This window comes from Baekduia sp. Peel2402, from assembly GCF_052567285.1.
Genome location: NZ_CP199582.1, coordinates 5,125,031 through 5,141,389 on the forward strand (window position 1 = coordinate 5,125,031; position 16,359 = coordinate 5,141,389).

At 71.5% G+C, this 16,359-nt stretch carries 13 protein-coding genes; 12 read left to right on the top strand and 1 reads right to left on the bottom strand.

The annotated features are described in order from the left end of the window. The first annotated feature begins 104 nt into the window (after positions 1 to 104). The 5 genes from ACT01A_RS24975 to ACT01A_RS24995 are packed head-to-tail and all read left to right on the top strand — an operon-like array spanning position 105 to position 4,179. Entirely contained in the window at positions 105 to 644 is a 540-nt protein-coding gene (locus ACT01A_RS24975) for a zinc ribbon domain-containing protein (RefSeq protein ID WP_445149823.1), read from the top strand. A 59-nt stretch (positions 645 to 703) separates the two neighbouring features. Continuing rightward, positions 704 to 1,108 (top strand): nucleoside-diphosphate kinase, encoded by a 405-nt coding sequence (gene ndk / locus ACT01A_RS24980; protein WP_445149824.1) that lies wholly within the window; start codon positions 704 to 706, stop codon positions 1,106 to 1,108. A gap of 4 nt (positions 1,109 to 1,112) precedes the next feature. Beyond that, positions 1,113 to 1,730 (top strand): Maf family protein, encoded by a 618-nt coding sequence (locus ACT01A_RS24985; RefSeq protein WP_445149825.1) that lies wholly within the window; start codon positions 1,113 to 1,115, stop codon positions 1,728 to 1,730. 8 nt (positions 1,731 to 1,738) lie between these two features. After that, positions 1,739 to 2,989, top strand: a complete 1,251-nt coding sequence (locus ACT01A_RS24990; RefSeq protein WP_445149826.1) for a hypothetical protein — start codon at positions 1,739 to 1,741, stop codon at positions 2,987 to 2,989. Positions 2,990 to 3,042: 53 nt separating this feature from the next. Further along, a complete protein-coding gene (locus tag ACT01A_RS24995; RefSeq protein WP_445149827.1) occupies positions 3,043 to 4,179 on the top strand; it encodes a hypothetical protein in 1,137 nt (378 codons plus the stop codon). A gap of 11 nt (positions 4,180 to 4,190) precedes the next feature. Here the strand turns inward: ACT01A_RS24995 and ACT01A_RS25000 are convergent, their stop codons facing one another. Then, the gene (locus tag ACT01A_RS25000) at positions 4,191 to 4,910 is read right to left on the bottom strand and encodes a hypothetical protein (RefSeq protein WP_445149828.1); all 720 of its coding nucleotides are present in this window, start codon (positions 4,908 to 4,910) and stop codon (positions 4,191 to 4,193) included. Positions 4,911 to 5,118: 208 nt separating this feature from the next. On the opposite strand from ACT01A_RS25000, the gene ACT01A_RS25005 reads away from it, so the two are divergent. The 7 genes from ACT01A_RS25005 (at position 5,119) to rodA (ending at position 16,350) form a co-directional block, all read left to right on the top strand. Then, a complete protein-coding gene (locus ACT01A_RS25005) occupies positions 5,119 to 8,328 on the top strand; it encodes a M14 family zinc carboxypeptidase (RefSeq protein WP_445149829.1) in 3,210 nt (1,069 codons plus the stop codon). A 61-nt stretch (positions 8,329 to 8,389) separates the two neighbouring features. Further along, the gene (locus ACT01A_RS25010) at positions 8,390 to 10,357 is read left to right on the top strand and encodes an FG-GAP-like repeat-containing protein (RefSeq protein WP_445149830.1); all 1,968 of its coding nucleotides are present in this window, start codon (positions 8,390 to 8,392) and stop codon (positions 10,355 to 10,357) included. A 187-nt stretch (positions 10,358 to 10,544) separates the two neighbouring features. Next, the gene (locus ACT01A_RS25015; protein ID WP_324909653.1) at positions 10,545 to 11,594 is read left to right on the top strand and encodes a rod shape-determining protein; all 1,050 of its coding nucleotides are present in this window, start codon (positions 10,545 to 10,547) and stop codon (positions 11,592 to 11,594) included. 49 nt (positions 11,595 to 11,643) lie between these two features. Further along, positions 11,644 to 12,534 (top strand): rod shape-determining protein MreC, encoded by an 891-nt coding sequence (gene mreC, locus ACT01A_RS25020; RefSeq protein ID WP_445149831.1) that lies wholly within the window; start codon positions 11,644 to 11,646, stop codon positions 12,532 to 12,534. Further along, positions 12,534 to 13,100 (top strand): rod shape-determining protein MreD, encoded by a 567-nt coding sequence (gene mreD / locus ACT01A_RS25025; protein ID WP_445149832.1) that lies wholly within the window; start codon positions 12,534 to 12,536, stop codon positions 13,098 to 13,100. Before mreC ends, mreD begins: the two co-directional genes overlap by 1 nt. Then, positions 13,100 to 15,148: a penicillin-binding transpeptidase domain-containing protein gene (locus ACT01A_RS25030; RefSeq protein WP_445149833.1), complete on the top strand. Its 2,049-nt coding sequence runs from the start codon at positions 13,100 to 13,102 to the stop codon at positions 15,146 to 15,148. The genes mreD and ACT01A_RS25030 overlap by 1 nt, the downstream gene beginning before the upstream one ends. Then, the gene (rodA, locus tag ACT01A_RS25035; protein WP_445149834.1) at positions 15,145 to 16,350 is read left to right on the top strand and encodes a rod shape-determining protein RodA; all 1,206 of its coding nucleotides are present in this window, start codon (positions 15,145 to 15,147) and stop codon (positions 16,348 to 16,350) included. Before ACT01A_RS25030 ends, rodA begins: the two co-directional genes overlap by 4 nt. Positions 16,351 to 16,359 lie beyond the last annotated feature (9 nt).

Genomic DNA, 16,359 nt, shown 5'->3' on the forward strand with positions numbered 1-16,359 from the left:
CGTCATGATCGCCATCGTCGCCGTCTCGGTGGCGCTGGTGATCCTGATCTTCTTCGGCATCGGCTACGGGTTCGGCCGCATGTTCCTCTAGCCTTTTGAGCCACATGACGCACCTCGTGGACATTTTCGGCGTCTTCGGGATCAAGAGCGACGCGCTCGACACCGCGATCAAGCTGCTCGTCTTGTTCCTGGCCGTCATCTACGTCGCGCTGATCTACTACACGTTCGCCGACGCCCGGCGGCGCATCGACGACCCGATGCTCATCGGGTGCGCGACGGTCGCGGCGCTGTTCCCCTTCGTGGGGACGATCGTGTACATGATCGTGCGCCCGCCGGAGTTCCTGGACGACGTGCGCGAGCGCGAGCTGGAGATGCAGGCCGCCGAGGCGCGGCTGCACGGCGCCGGCTTCCTGTTGTGCCCGCACTGCGACCACGAGGTCAAGGACGAGTTCCTGCGCTGCCCGCACTGCCTGCGCAAGCTGAAGGACCCGTGCGGCACGTGCGCCAAGCCGCTGGACCCGTCCTGGAAGATCTGCCCGTACTGCGAGTCGGAGATCCCGGGCGTCACGCCGCAGCCGCGGCGCCGGCGTCGTCGTCAGCCCGGCGACCTCGAGCAGGCGGCGGCGAGCGAGTCGGGCTCGTAGAGTCCGGCCTCGCAGCACCCTCTTAGAACCGCAAATCCCCCTCTGAAGGAGCATCGTCCGTGTCCCGGACCCTCATCCTCGTCAAGCCCGACGCGTTCGGTCGCGGCCTCACCGGCGAGATCCTGGCCCGCTTTGAGCGCAAGGGCCTGAAGATCGCCGCCCTGAAGCTCGTGCAGACGCCGCGCGAGACGGCCGAGACCCACTACGCCGAGCACTCCGAGCGCCCGTTCTTTGGCGAGCTCGTCGACTTCATCACGTCGGCCCCGCTGGTCGCCGCCGTGCTCGAGGGCGACGACGTCGTCAAGGCGTCGCGCCAGCTGATCGGCGCCACCAACCCGCTCGAGGCCGCGACCGGCTCGATCCGCGGCGACTTCGCGATCGAGGTCGGCCAGAACCTCGTGCACGGCTCGGACTCCGACGAGTCGGCCGAGCGCGAGATCGGGATCTGGTTCCCCGAGCTGTAGGACTTTGACCAAACTCGTCCTTGCGAGCGGCTCGCCGCAGCGCCGCGCGATCCTCGGCGACCTGGGGGTGGACTTCGACGTCCGCGTCTCGGACGTCGCCGAGGAGGACGAGGGCGCGCCGCGCGTCGTCGCGTCCGAGAACGCGCTGCGCAAGGCGCTCGCGGTGGCGGGTGCGGCGGGCGAGGGTGCCGATGAGCTGGTGATCGGCTGCGACACGCTCGTCGCGACCGAGCTCGACATCGCAGATCGCTCTTCCGGCTTCGCCGGGTGGGAGATCTGGGGCAAGCCCGCCGATGAGGACGCGGCGCGCGCCACGCTCCGCCACCTCTCCGGCCGCACCCACGACGTCGTCAGCGGCCTGGCGCTCGTCCAGCGCGGCGACGTGCGGGCGGCGACCGAGATCACCCAGGTCACGTTCCGCGAGCTCGACGACCGCACGATCGACTGGTACGTGTCGACCGGCGAGTGGAACGGCCGCGCGGGCGGTTACGCGATCCAAGGTCGCGGCGCCGTCCTGATCAAGCGGATCGAGGGCGACTACCTCAACGTGGTCGGTCTGCCCGTCGCAGCGCTGCTGGAGCTGTGCCCGGCGCTGGTCGCCGACCACGCGTCGGCGACGTAAAGGACGCGATGAGGTGGGCCGGGGCGGTCGCCGCCGCGTTGACGCTCGTTGCGGGCGCCCTCGTCGCGCCGCGCCCGGCCGTTGCGGCTGCCGCGCCCGTCTCGATCATCGAGGACGACGCCGCGCTGTTGCGCGAAGGGCCTGCGATGCGCGAGCGGACGCTGGACGACATGGCGGCGCTGGGCGCTGATGCCGTCCGGATCATCGTGCTGTGGCGCGACGTGCCGGGCGTGTGGCCGCAGCTCGACGCGGCGGTGGCCGGCGCGCAGCAGCGCGGGCTGGACGTGCTGCTGACGCTGACGGGTCCCGCGCCGGGCGGCGGCGCGCCGGATCCCGCGGCGTACGGGCGGCTCGTCGCGGCGGCGGGCGCGCGGTACCCCTCGGTGACGCGCTGGTCGCTGTGGAACGAGCCCAACATCCCCAACTGGCTGCCGCAGTCCGGCGTCGTCGCCCGCTATCGCGCGCTCGTCAAGGCGGGTACGACGGCGCTCGCCGCCACCGGCCATGGCAAGGACATCATCTTGATCGGGGAGACCGCGCCGACGACGACCGGGACGACCGGACCGCGCGCGCGGCGCCCGACATCGCCGCTGGCGTTCGTGCGCGCCGTTCTCGCCGCGGGCCCGCTGCCGGCCGCCGTCACCGGCTGGGCGCACCACGCCTACACGGGCGGCGGCTACCTCAGCCCGCACCACCTCGGCCCGCGGGCGGCGCTCGGCCCGGCGCGGCTCGGTGTCCTGGAGACCGCGCTGAAGCGCGCGCGCCTGCCGATCTGGCTGACCGAGGGCGGCTTTCAGACCAACCCGCCCGACCCGTTCTTCGGCGTCCCGCCTGCGACCCAGGCCGCGTGGATCAACGAGCTGGACTGGATCGCGTCGCGACGGCCCACGGTGCGCAGCGTCGCCCAGTACCTCGTGCGCGACGAGCGGGCGCGGTCGTCGTTTCAGTCCGGCGTCCGCTACGCCGACGGGCAGCGCAAGCCGTCGTGGGACGCCTACCGCGCGCCGCTCTGGGTCGCCCGTCGCTCGGCGACGCGCGTCGCGGTGTGGGGACGGGTCCGCCCGCGCGGGGCGAAGCTCACCGCCCTCCAGCGCCGCGCGCCCGGCGCGGACCGCTGGACCAAGGTCGCCGTGCTGCATGGCCGCACGGTCCAGCGCCGCGTCGCCGCCGGGCCGCGCGGCTCGCGCTTGCGCTTGCGCTTGGTCTGGACCGACGCCGCGGGCGCGACCCACGTCAGCCGCACCGCAGCCGCCACATGACATCGCCCGCCAATCGCGTAACTCATCGGGGATCCGCCCGTTGGCTCTCGGTGATGCTTCGCACCCGGGCCGTCGCCGTTCTCATCCTGATTGCCTCGCTGGCCGTCGTCCCCGCCGCCGCGTCCGCGAAGGCGCCGCGCCTGGACCGCTCCTTCGGCAACCACCACGGCCACTGGGAGCGCGGCGGCGCGGCGTGGGGGACGGTCAGCCGCGTCCTGCCCGGCCGCGGCGGGACCGCGCTGATCCTCGGCGACGACGGCCGCGTCGCGCGGATCGGCGTCAACGGCAAGCCGGACGTCGGCTGGGGACGGCGTGGCGTGCTGCGCGTGACCGACGGCTACTGGCCGCAGTACTCGATGCCGGCGGCGCGCTGGGGCGATCGGTTCACGTTCCTCAGCGGCTACGCGCAGACGCTGGTCGTCGACGGCCGCGGTCGACGCCTGCCGGTCAGCGACACGGTCGACGCCGCGGTGCCGCCGGTCTCCGACCCGGCCACCAGCGACTGGCTGGCGCCTGACCCCGACGGCTCGCTCTGGCATCTGCGCACGATCTCGAACAGGAGCGGGTCGCTCCAGCACATCGGCCCCGACGGGCAGCCGCGCGGCGCGCGCGTCCCGTTGCCGGGCAACGGCGCGCTGGGCGACGGCGACATCCTCGACCCGGTCGCCACGCGCGCCGGCATCGTCGTCGCGCCGTACTCGACCCCGGCCCGGCGAGTCACCCTGCGGCGCCTGCGCGCGGACGGCACGTTGGACCCGGCCTTCCGGGCGGTCGCGCTGGGCGCGCAGATCACCGCGATGCTGCCGTGGCGCGACGGCGTCGTCGTGGTCGGGGAGACGCGCGTGCTGTGGGTCGACGGGCGTGGGCGCATCGTGCGCCGCAGCCCGCTGTCCGGCGCGGTGGCGGTGTCGTTCGACTCTGCCGGGCGCCTGCTGGTCGTCGGCCGCACGCGCGACACCCTCTACGTGACGGTCCGCCGCCTGCGCGCCAACGGCACCCGCGACCGCGCGTTCGGCACCGTGAAGCTCGCCGTCCCCGGCGACGGCGCCTATCCGCTGGCGGTCATCCCGGCGCCGGGCGGCCGCATCCTGGTCGTCGGGCAAGCGCTCCTGGAGACCGAGGGGGAGGGCCGCGAGGACTTCGGGACCGAGACCTACCGGACGGTGGTCTGGCGGCTGCGCACGCGCTGACCGACCGACCACTAGTGCGGGCGGCAGATGAACGCGATCTGCTGCTCGGGCGTGCGGAACGCGCGGGTCGTGTAGACGGCGAGCTGGTCGCGCTGCTCGTCGAGCAGGTGCCGCGCCTGAGTCCGGCTCATCGCCCCGGCCGCCACGCCGCGGTTGGCGCGCGCCACCAGCAGCGACCACAGCGCGCCGCGGACGTGCGCCGCGGACTTCCCGCCGCGCGTGCCGATGCGCAGCGGCGACAGCCCCGAGTCGCGCAGCGCGCGGAAGCGCGACGGCGTCAGCCCGAAGATCGCCTTCGCGTGGCGCGGGATCGCCGGCGTGTGGAAGACGTGGAAGACGACGTGGCGGCTGAGGTGCGCTTGGGTGAGCATGTCCCGCGCGCGCTGCTCGAGCACCGGGCGCATCCGCCGCGACACGTGCGCCAGGCGCGGCGCGACCAACCGGTGAGCGATGCTCGCCGCGCTGCCCTTGACGCCGTGGCGGTGGGCGAGCGCCAGCAGCGTGCGGCGGTCGTTCAGCCAGGTGACGAGCTCGTCGTGGTCGGTCTTGACCACGACGTCCAGCCGCGCCTCGTCGAACGGCATCCAGGCCGACATCACCCACTCGCTCGTGGGCAGCCAGTCGAGGCGCGCGCCGCGCGGCGCGTGGGAGTCGGCCGCGCCCGCGGCGGGAGCGAGGGAGGCGAGCGCGGCGACGAGGAGGACGAACGTGAGGGTGATCCGGAGGCGCATGTCCTCCAGAACGGCGTTCGGGTTTCAGGAGCACGCCACCCCAGGGGTCGATCTTCCACACCTCGGTGGGACGTTTGGCACCGTTTGGATGCCAGAACGGACAACGTTGCTCCCTGGACCTTGCCTGGTCCGGTCCCATGACCATAGAGTCGCGGCTATTCAACCGCGCGCGGCCGGCAGGGACGCGCGCGCTCCTTGGGGGAGACACATGCACACCAGCAGATGGATCCGCGGCGCTGTCGCGGGCCTCGCGGCGGCCGCGACCGCCGCCGCCGCAACGAGCCCCGCGCACGCCGCGGGTCGGATCGTCGAGCCGCTCAACCAGTACGCCGTCAGCGGCAAGATCACGACCGACCAGCTCGCGCGCCAGGGCTTCGACCTTCACGAGGTCGTCTCGAAGAACGGCAAGCTGACGATCGTCGCCACGCCCGCGCAGGCCGCCTCGCTGGCCGCCAAGGGCGCGACGGTCGAGCCGCTCTCCTCGGCGCGAGGCCAAGCCGCGCCGTCCACGCCGCTGACGCAGCCGACGCACGGCTACGACGTCTTCCGGCCGTGGTCGCTCACGCCGGCCGCGTGCCCGGGCACGTGCTCCACGCCTCTGGTCCCGCTCAAGAAGTGGTACTCCGACCTGGCACGCCGCTATCCGGACCTGGTCAAGGAGGAGACGATCGGGACGTCGGTCCTCGGCCAGCCGATCAAGGCCTACAAGGTGACCGCCGGTGCGCGCTGGACGCGCGACGGCTCCAAGCCGGTCACGCTCTTCGAGTCCACCCAGCACGCGCGTGAGTGGATCTCGGCCGAGGTCAACCGCCGCCTGTTCTCCTACTTCCTGACGCACCACCGCGACCGCGAGGTTCGTAAGCTGCTGGCGCGCAACGAGATCTGGTTCATCCCGATCATGAACCCGGACGGGTACGACTACACCTTCACGTCGAAGGGCACGCGCCTGTGGCGCAAGAACCTGCGCGACGTCGACAACAACGGCGTGATCGACCCTGCGCACGACGGCGTCGACATGAACCGCAACTGGCCCGAGAAGTGGAACTACGACCTCGAGGGCTCCTCGGCCGACCCGTCGACCGAGACCTACCACGGCTCCGCGCCGGCGTCCGAGCCTGAAGTGGCCGCCGCGCGCAAGCTGCACCAGCGCCTCAAGCCGCGCTTCCTCATCGACTACCACTCCTTCGCCCAGCTGATCCTGTGGCCGGAGGGCTGGCAGGTGGAGACCAACGCCACCGACTCGCCGCTGATGGAGGCGCTGGCCGGTGACGACGACCACCCGGCCGTCGCGGGCTTTGACCCCGACGTGTCGGCCGAGCTGTACACCACCAACGGCGACGTCACGGGCGACGCCTACAACGCCTGGGGCACGCAGGCCTTCACGGTCGAGCTGTCCGGCGGCACCGGCGACGGCGTCGGTGGCACGGTCGACGGTCCCGACTCGCTGCCGCCCGGCGGCTTCGTCTTCCAGGACGACGAGGCGGCCGTCCAGGCCGAGTTCGACAAGAACCTGGCCTTCGCGCTGGACCTGGTGAAGTCGGCCAAGCGGCCCGACGAGCCGGTCTCGCACCTGGGCAACACCGCGCCGGACCTCGTCCCGACGCCGTTCTCGATCTCCACCGGCGACCCGCAGGTCGTCGAGGTCAACGCCAAGCGCTCGCTCGGCGACGTGAAGGTCTACTGGCAGGTCGGCAACGGCCGCGTCCAGAAGGGTGACCTGCGCGAGTACCGCGGCGGCGAGAAGTACGGCAAGCCGGGCAAGTACTACCACAAGCTCCGCGGCATCGTTCGCGGCGCGCGGACGGGCGATCAGGTCAAGGTCTGGTTCGCGAGCGGGCGGGGCTGGGGTCAGAGGGCCTCGTCGTCACAGCCGTTCACCTACACCCTGAAGTCCAACACGGGGAACAAGGTCCTGTTGATGCCCGCCGAGGACTACTCGGGCAACAGCTCCGACATCAGCGGCACGCCGTACCCCGGCCCGCTGTACCAGGACGACTACGAGGCGGCGCTCACGGCCGCGGGTGCCAAGTACGACATCTACGACGTGGACGCCAACGGCCGCACCGCGGCTAGCGCCCTCGGCGTGTTGTCGCACTACAAGGCCGTGATCTGGGAGACCGGCGAGGACCTCTACGTGCGTGAGCCGGGCCAGCCCGGCGGCACCGGCACGTCGAAGCTCGCCGACGACGAGGTCCTCAGCGTCCGCGACTTCCTCAACGACGGCGGCAAGGCGCTGATCGCCGGGAAGTTCGCGTTGCAGGGCGGCTGGGACCAGCTCCTGTTCAACCCGCTCGGCGCACCGCCGGCGCCGTTCTGCAAGTCCAACCAGACCGACCCCAGCGGCAACGACGACCCGCCGGGCCAGAACTTCAACTGCGTCGCGTTGTCCAACGACTTCCAGCAGTACTGGCTCGGGGCCTACCTGCCGATCGGCGCGGCCGCCGACACCGACCAGGCCGCGGCGCTGCCGTTCGAGGAGGCCGGGGCGCCGTTCGGCTCCGCGACCTTCACGGTCAACGGCGAGGACTCGGCGCAGAACCAGGACAACGTCTACTCGTTCCTGACGACGTCCTCGATCCTGCCCAAGGACCAGTACCCGCAGTTCGCGTCCGACCAGGCGATCAAGTTCGACCGCCCGCCCGCGTTCGACCCGCCGACGGGCACGCACTACGCGTTCTCCCAGGCGGCCGACGACAGCTACAAGCGGCTGTCGCGCACGGTCGACCTGACCGGGAAGACCGCGGCGAACCTGACGTTCACCGCGTCCTACGACGTCGAGCCCGGCTGGGACTACCTCGTCGTCGAGGCGCACACGGTCGGCCAGGACGACTGGACGACGTTGGTGGACGCCAACGGCAACACGAGCGACGACCTGTCGGGCAACTCGAGCTGCCCGCAGAGCCCGATCCTCGACGTGCATCCGTTCATGGCGCACTACGTCACGTTCCATCCGGAGACCTCTCCGGGCGCCGGTGACGCGAGCTGCACCAACGGCGGGACCACGGGCACGTTCAACGCGGCCAACGGGAACTCCGGCGGCTTCGTGGACTTCGACTTCGACCTCTCGGCGTACGCCGGCAAGCAGGTCGAGCTGTCGATCTCCTACATCAGCGATGAGGCGTTCCAGGGCCTCGGCGTGTTCCTGGACGACGCGAAGATCACGGCCGACGGCGCCACGCTGACCGAGACGTCTTTTGAGGACGGCCTCGGCGGCTGGGAGACCCCGGGTGCGCCCGAGGGCTCCGACGGCAACGGCAACGACTGGATCTCCACGACCTCCGTCGGCTACGTCGACGGCCCCGGCGTGGCGACCGCGGACACGCTCTACTGGGGCTTCGGCCTCGAGGGCGTGACCGGCGCCGACACCCGGGCGACGCTCGTAAAGGACGCGCTGGCCTACCTGGGCGCGTCCGGCTGACGAACCATGGCACCGGGGCGCCGCTGAAGGCGGCGCCCCGGTGGCCGATCACCCGGGACGGATGTTCGTCCGTCGCCGCTTGATCCTGCTCGCGTGCGCGCTCCCCGCGTGCGCGATCGTCCCGGCCACCGCCGCCCAGGCCGCCACTGGCGGCGCGCCGTCGCTCGGTGCGCGGCAGGTGCTGAGCCTCGGCTCCGGCGTCACCGACCCGCGGTCGCTGGCGAGCACCGACTTCGACGGCGACGGCCGCGCCGACCTGGTCGCCGGCTCGGCCAACGGCGGCACCGGCATGGTCTCGGTGCTGCGCGGCACCGGCGGCGGCGCGTTCGCCGCGCCGCTGGGCAACCCCTACGGCCTCGGCGGCGCGAGCGGCGGCGTCGGTGCGATTGCCGCGGGCGACATCAACGGCGACGGCCGCCCGGACGTCTTGGCCACGATCGGCTCGGGCACCGTCAGCAACAACGAGGTCATCCCGCTGAGCGGCGACGGCACCGGCGTGCTCAGCGCCGGGGCCGGGCTGAGCGTCCCCGGCGAGCAGCTCGCCGGCATCGCGCTCGGCGACCTGGACGGCGACGGCGACCTCGACGCGCTCACCGCCTCGACCACCGCGGTCGAGGCCGAGCAGCTCGGGATCGTTGAGCAGACCCCGACCGGCCTCTCGTCCCACGGCTCCGCCGGCGCGACCGGCACGTCTCTCGCCCAGGCCGTCGCGGTCGGCGACCTCACCGGCGACGGTCGTCCCGACGCGCTCGTCGCCTCGGCCAACGCGGGCGCCGGCAGCGCCTGGGTCGCCACGAGCTCCGGCCTCAACCTGACGCCGTCCACGCCCGTCGCCGTCGGCACCGATCCCGTCGCGGCCGCGCTGGCCGACGTCGACGAGGACGGCGACCTCGACGCGCTCGTCCTCGACGGCGCCACCAACGTCCTGAGCGTCCTGCGCAACGACGGCGCGGGCGCGCTGACCGCGACGAGCGTCCTGATCGACGGTCTGGCCGCCGGCACCGGCATCGCCGCGGGCGACGTCAACGGCGACGGCCACGTCGACGCGGTCGTCACCGACGGCGCCACCGGCCTGGCCGGCGCGCTGAGCGGCGACGGCGCAGGCGGCTTCGGCTCGCCGACCTGGGGCACGGCGGGGGCCGGCGCGCGCTCGCCGGTCGTCGCCGACCTCGACGGCGACGGCCTGCTCGACGTCGCCACCGCCGATGCCTCCGGCGATACCGTCAGCCTCCTGCGCAACACCGGCACGCCCGCGCCCGCCGGGACGCTGAGCGCCGCCTTCGCGCCCGCCGCGGTCGGCTCGACCGGCCCGGCGCGCACGGTCACCGTCACCAACCCGACGGGCTCCACGCGGCTGAAGGTCACCGGCGTGCAGACCGCTGGGGCCGCCTCCGACGACTTCCTGATCACCGGCGACACCTGCACCGGCGCGACCGTCGCCTCCGGCGGCGACGAGAGCTGCACCGTGCGCGTGCGCTTCTCGCCCTCGGCCGTGGGCACGCGCACCGCCACGCTGCGCCTGCGCTACGCGGGCAGCGGCACCTACGACGTCCCGCTCAGCGCGGTCGCCACCGCGGCGGCCACCAGCGACGACGACGACACGGGCACCGCCACGACCACGACGACCACGACGACCACGACGACGTCGACCACCGCCACGACGCCCGTCGCCACCCCCGAGATCGCGGCGCCCAAGGCCGTCACCCAGACCCCTCAAGCGACGGTCTCGACCACCTCAAAGCTCATCTTGACCTTGAGCCTTTCCAAGGTCACGGCCAGGCCCGGCGCGAAGGTCAAGGTCGGTCTCGCCCTCGGTCGCGCCGCCAAGCTCGTCCTCAGGGTCAAGCACGCGGGCAGGACCGTCGACGTCCTGCGCGTCTCGGCCCGTGAGGGCCGCAGCACGGTCACCTGGGACGGCAAGCTCGGCAAGAAGGCCGCGCCGAAGGGCACCTACCGCCTCGACGTCTACGCCGTGGCCGCCGACGGCCGCGCCGCGCGCAAGTCCGTCACGCTCACGCTGAAGCCGTAGTCATAACCGCCTCACACCGCGCGGCGCCGCGGTTTTGCAGCGCTTTCGCGCGCTGCAATGAGGCATTCGTGACAACCGGCAGGCCGGGGTGCTCCGCTACACTGCGGCACGCGGCTCGCCCGTGACGCCCCGCTCCGCAGCGGGGCGCTGTGCATCCGGCCTTCCGGGCGAACGCGCTCCCTCCCGCATGGGCTTCTTCAGCTACCTCACCGGCTTCGGTGGCCGCGACATGGCGGTCGACCTCGGTACGGCCAACACGCTCGTCTACGTGCGTGGCCGCGGCATCGTGCTCTCCGAACCGTCCGTCGTCGCGATCGACTCGCGCACGGGCGAGGTGCACGCGGTCGGCATCGAGGCCAAGCGCATGCTCGGCCGCACGCCCGGCACGATCCAGGCCATCCGGCCCTTGAAGGACGGCGTCATCGCCGACTTCGACGTGACCGAGGAGATGCTGCGCCACTTCATCCAGAAGGTCCACCAGAACCGCTGGGCGCATCCTCGCGTCGTGGTCTGTGTTCCCTCTGGCGTGACCGGCGTCGAGAAGCGAGCCGTCGAGGAGGCGTGCCTGTCCGCAGGCGCGCGCCAGGCGTACCTGATCGAGGAGCCCATGGCCGCCGCGATCGGCGCCGGGCTGCCCGTCGGCGAGCCCACGGGCTCGATGATCGTCGACATCGGCGGCGGAACCTCCGAGGTCGCCGTGATCTCGCTGGGCGGCATCGTCGTCTCGCAGTCGATCCGCGTCGGCGGCGACGAGCTGGACGAGGCGATCATCAACTACGCCAAGCGCGAGTACAAGCTTCTAATCGGCCAGCAGACCGCGGAAGAGGTCAAGCTGGAAATCGGCTCGGCCTACCCGATGGACGAAGAGGTCCAGGCCGAGATCCGCGGGCGCGACATGGTGTCGGGCCTGCCGAAGACCGTTGTACTGACCAGCGAGGAGATCCGCCAGGCGCTCGAAGAGCCCCTGTCGCAGATCATCGACGCGGTCAAGGAGACGCTGGACCGGACCCCTCCGGAGCTCGCATCCGACATCATGGATCGCGGCATCATGTTGGCGGGCGGTGGCTCGCTCCTGCAGGGGCTCGACGAGCGCTTGCGAGAGGAGACCCAGATGCCCTCGCACCTGGCCGAGTCGCCCCTCACGTGCGTCGCGGTCGGTTCGGGCCGCTCGCTGGAGGAGTTCGAAGTGATCCACCGGACGAACAAGAACTCGAGGAGCCGGCGCAGGCCGCGTTAGAAACGCGCCGCCCGGTATCGGCAATGCAAGCTTTGGAAACGCGTACAACATGTACGACAAGACGGTGCGTCAGCGCCGGGCGGTCCTCGGGCTGCTCGTCGCCTGCTCCCTGATCCTCCTAACCCAGTACTTCCGCGAGCCCGGCGGGGGCGCGCTGCACCACGTGCAGCGCGGCATCCTCGAGGTCGTGTCCCCGATCCAGGAGGGCGCCAGCCGCGCGCTCAAGCCGGTCCGGGACCTGTTCGGTTGGGTCGGCGACACCGTCTCGGCCAAGGGCGACCTCGCCCAGGCGCGCAAGGAGCGCGACCAGTGGCGCGCGGCCGCCACGCGCAACGAGGCCGCCTCGCGCCAGAACGCGCATCTGCGCTCGGCCGTCGGCCTGGAGCCCGCGCCGAGCGACATGGCCGCCTACGGCCCGCAGACCGCGCGCGTCATCGGCCAGTCGGGCACGCTCTGGTACGCGAAGATCACGATCGACAAGGGCACCTCGTCCGGGATCAACGCCGGCATGCCGGTGCTGGCCACGGATGGCTCCGGTGGCGATGACACCGGCCTGATCGGCCGCGTCGACCAGGCCGCGCGCGGCACGTCGGTCGTCCGGCTGCTCACCGACTCCAGCGTCGCGGTGTCGGCGCGGACCGTCAACGGGTCGGCGCTGGGGATCGTCAAGCCGTCGCCGGGCAACCCGCGCGACCTGATCCTCGACTACGTCAACAAGGACGACACGCCCGCCGTCGGGCAGACCGTGGTCACCGCGGGCACCGTCTCCAGGACGGACGAGCTCGACTCGGTCTACCCTCCTGACCTACCGATCGGCCGGATCACCCGCGTGGACGACCAGGGCGCCGCCGACCAGACCCCGCACCTGCGCCCGTTCGTGGACCTCCGCCGTGTCCAGTTCGTGCAGGTCCTGACCGAGAAGGTGGATCACAACCGCTGATGGCCGTTTCGCCCCAGCTCATCCTCCGCCTCGTCCTGCTCGGCCTCGCCGTGGTGATCCTCCAGGTCGCCGCCGTGTCGCAGGTCGTGCTGTTCGGCGCGACGGCGGACCTGACGCCGCTGGCCGTCGCCGCGGTCGGGCTTATGTGCGGGTCGATCTCGGGCGCGCTGTTCGGCTTCTTCGTCGGGCTGTTCTTCGACGCGGCGCTGGTGCAGACGATGGGCCTGACGAGCTTCGTGTGCGTGGTCGTGGGCTACGGCGCCGGGCGCCTGCGCGAGCTGCGCGACCCGCAGGCGACGTTCGTCCCGATGATCGTCGGCGCGCTGGCGACCGCGATCACGACCTTCGGCTACGGCCTGATGAACTTCATGCTGGGCATCGACGCGCCGGTCAGCTTCCTGCTGCTGCGCGTGATCCTGGCGACGATCGTCTTCAACGCGATCATCTCGCTGCCGATCTTCGCGCTGATCCGCCGCTGGCTCGGCCCGGCCCTGCCCGACGACCCGCGCCGCCGCCGGCGCCGCGCCTACACGACCGGCGGGCTGTCCCCGCTCTCTCGCGCCTGATGCCGATCGACCCCGTCAACGACCGGCGCCCGCCGATCACCCCGCAGCTCGCGATCCGCGTCGCGGGCGCCGGCGTGGTCGCGTTCGTCCTGTTCGGGATCATCTTCTTCCGGCTCTGGTACCTGCAGGTGCTGGACGGCGACAAGTACCTCGCCCAGGCGCGCGAGAACCGGGTGCGCACCGAGCGCATCCAGGCGCCGCGCGGGCAGATCGTCGACGCCGGCAACGTCACGCTGGTCGACAACCGCAAGGCGACCGTGGTCTCGCTGAACCCGGCGTCGGTCGACGCGACGATGCGCGACGCGATCGCCACCTACGGCCAGGACCTCACGACCCGCTCCAAGCGGCCCGAGGGCCACAAGGGCGAGCGGCCGCCGATGCCGGTCGCGACCGGGGAGCTAAAGGTCCGCTACCAGCGCCTGGCCCGCGTCCTGGGCATCAACTGGAAGACGATCAACTCGCGCGTGGTCACCGGCATCCTGCAGGTGCCCTACGCCAACGTGCGGGTCAAGACCGACGTCCCGGCCTCCCAGCGCAACTACATCCAGGAGCGCTCGGAGCAGTTCCCGGGCGTCAGCGTCGAGCAGGTCTACGTCCGCAAGTACCCGGCCCAGGACTCGGCCGCGCAGCTGCTCGGGTCGATCAACCAGATCACCAAGGACCAGCTCAAGCAGTCGAAGTTCAAGGGCGTGGCCGGTGGCACCGACGTCGGCCAGACCGGCTTGGAGTACGAGTACGACAAGTACCTGCGCGGCACCGATGGCGAGTACCGCATCGAGGTCAACGCCGCGGGCGAGCGCCGCCGTGCGGTGACGGCGAAGGATCCCAAGCAGGGCCGGACGCTGAAGCTGACGCTGCAGTCCAAGATCCAGGAGGCGGGGGAGAAGGCGCTGGCGCAGGCCGGCGGCGGCAAGCCGGGCGCGTTCGTGGCGATGGACCCGACCAACGGCGCGATCATCGCGATGGGCTCGTCGCCGTCCTACAACCCGCGCGACCTCGCCGGGCCGTTCGCCACGAAGGCGGCCTACGACGCGAAGTTCGGCGAGGAGGCCGGCTCGCCGCTGGTCAACCGCGTCGACGAGTCCGCCTATCCGACCGGCTCGATCTTCAAGCCCATCACCTCGCTCGCCGCGCTGGACGCCGGGGCGATCACGGCCAACCAGACCTTCAACGACGAGGGCTGCTTCCAGACCGGCGCGCGCAAGGTCGACAAGGCGTGCAACGCCGGCGGCAAGGCCTACGGCACCGTGAACATGGTCGCCGCGCTGAAGTTCTCGGTCGACACCTACTACTACTCGCTGGGCAAGGCGCTCTGGCAGACGTCGGCGATCCAGGACTGGGCGACCAAGCTGGGCGTCGCGCGCAAGACCGGGATCGACCTGCCCTACGAGGCCGCTGGCACGATCCCGAGCCCCGAGCACATCAGGAAGCTGCAGGCGGCGGAGCGGGCGTGCCGCAAGGAGAAGAAGAAGGCGTCCTGCGGCATCGCGTTCCTCGACTCCTCCTGGAACCCGGGCGACAACGAGAACTTCGCGGTCGGCCAGGGCGACCTACAGGCCACGCCGTTGCAGATGGCCGTCGCCTACGCCACGATCATCAACTCCGGCCGCGTGCCCACACCGCACCTGGCCGCCGAGGTCACCGACACGCGCGGCACCGTCGAGAAGATCGACGCGCCCAGCCGCCGGAAGGTCGCGATCAAGCCCGAGTGGCGCGACACGATCATGAACGGCCTGCACGAGGCCGCCAACGCCGACGGCGGCACGTCGACCGGTGTCTGGAGCGACGGCTGGCCGCGCGACAAGTTCCCCATCTTCGGCAAGACGGGCACGGCGGAGCGGATCTACCAGGGCGGCGCTGTCGACCAGTCCTGGTACGTCGGCTACTCCTACGACGGCACGCCGAACCACAAGCCGATCCTCGTGGTCGCCACCGTTGAGCGCGGCGGCTTCGGCGCCGAGGCCGCGGCCCCGGCGGTGCGCCTGATCATGTCCCAGTGGTTCGGCGTCGAGAAGAAGCTCGTGCGCGGGGAGTCCACGGACCGATGAGCGCCGCCTCGACCCCGCTGCGCGACGTCGAAGACGCGCCCCCGCGCGAGCGCGCCCGCCCGCAGGGCATGGCGCTGCCGTTCGACGTCGTGCTCGTCCTGGGCGTCATCGGCCTGGCGATCTGCTCGCTGGTCGCGATCCGCTCGTCGACCGCCGACGACATCGCCGGCGACCCGCGGTACTACTTCAACCGCCAGCTGATCTTCTTCGTCGTCGGCGGCGTCCTGTCGCTGGCGCTGATCAAGGTCGACTACGCGCGGCTGCGGCCGCTGCGCTGGTGGATCTACGGCTTCCTGATGGCGTCGATCTTCGCCGTCAAGCTGATCGGCGCGACCGCCAAGGGCTCGCAGCGCGCGATCCCGATCGGGCCGTTCCAGTACCAGGCCTCAGAGCTCGGCAAGGTGCTGATCGTGCTCGTCCTGGCCGGCTTTGCGGCCGACCGCGCACGACGCTTGCACGAGCGCGACACGACCGCGCGGATCATGTTGTTGGCGTTGGTCCCCGCTGCGTTCGTGATGATCCAGCCCGACCTCGGGTCCTCGCTGGTCTACGGCGCGATCTCGCTGGCCATCCTCTTCTTCGCCGGAACCCCGGTCCGCCACTTCCTGGCGCTCATCGCGCTCGGCGCGGTCGCGATCTCCATTGTGTTGGTCGCCGCCCCCGCCGCTGGAGTGGAGGTCCTCCACGGCTACCAGAAGGACCGACTGACGTCCTTCCTCCACCCGTCCGCCGACACCAACCGGGCGGGGTACCAGCAGAACCAATCCCTCATCGCCATCGGATCAGGTCAGAAGACCGGCCGAGGCGACCACGCGACCCAGACGAAGTTCAACTTCCTGCCTGAGCACCACACCGACTTCATCAACGCGGTCGTGGGCGAGCGGTACGGATTCGTGGGAGCGGCGCTTGTGCTCTCCCTCTACGCGCTGCTCATATGGCGCGGGTTGCGCATCTTGACCATGGCGAAGGACCTGTTCGGCGCGCTGGTCGCCGGCGGCATCGTGGCGATGCTGCTCTTCCAGGTCTTCGTGAACGTCGGCATGACCCTCGGGATCATGCCCATCACCGGAATCCCCCTGCCGCTCATGAGCTACGGCGGATCCTCGGTGGTGTCCACCCTCTTGGCCATTGGCCTTCTTCAGTCGATCTACGTCCAAGGACGTTCGTCGGCCGCGATGAAGGGCCGCATCATGAGCCACTGAATTGGTAAG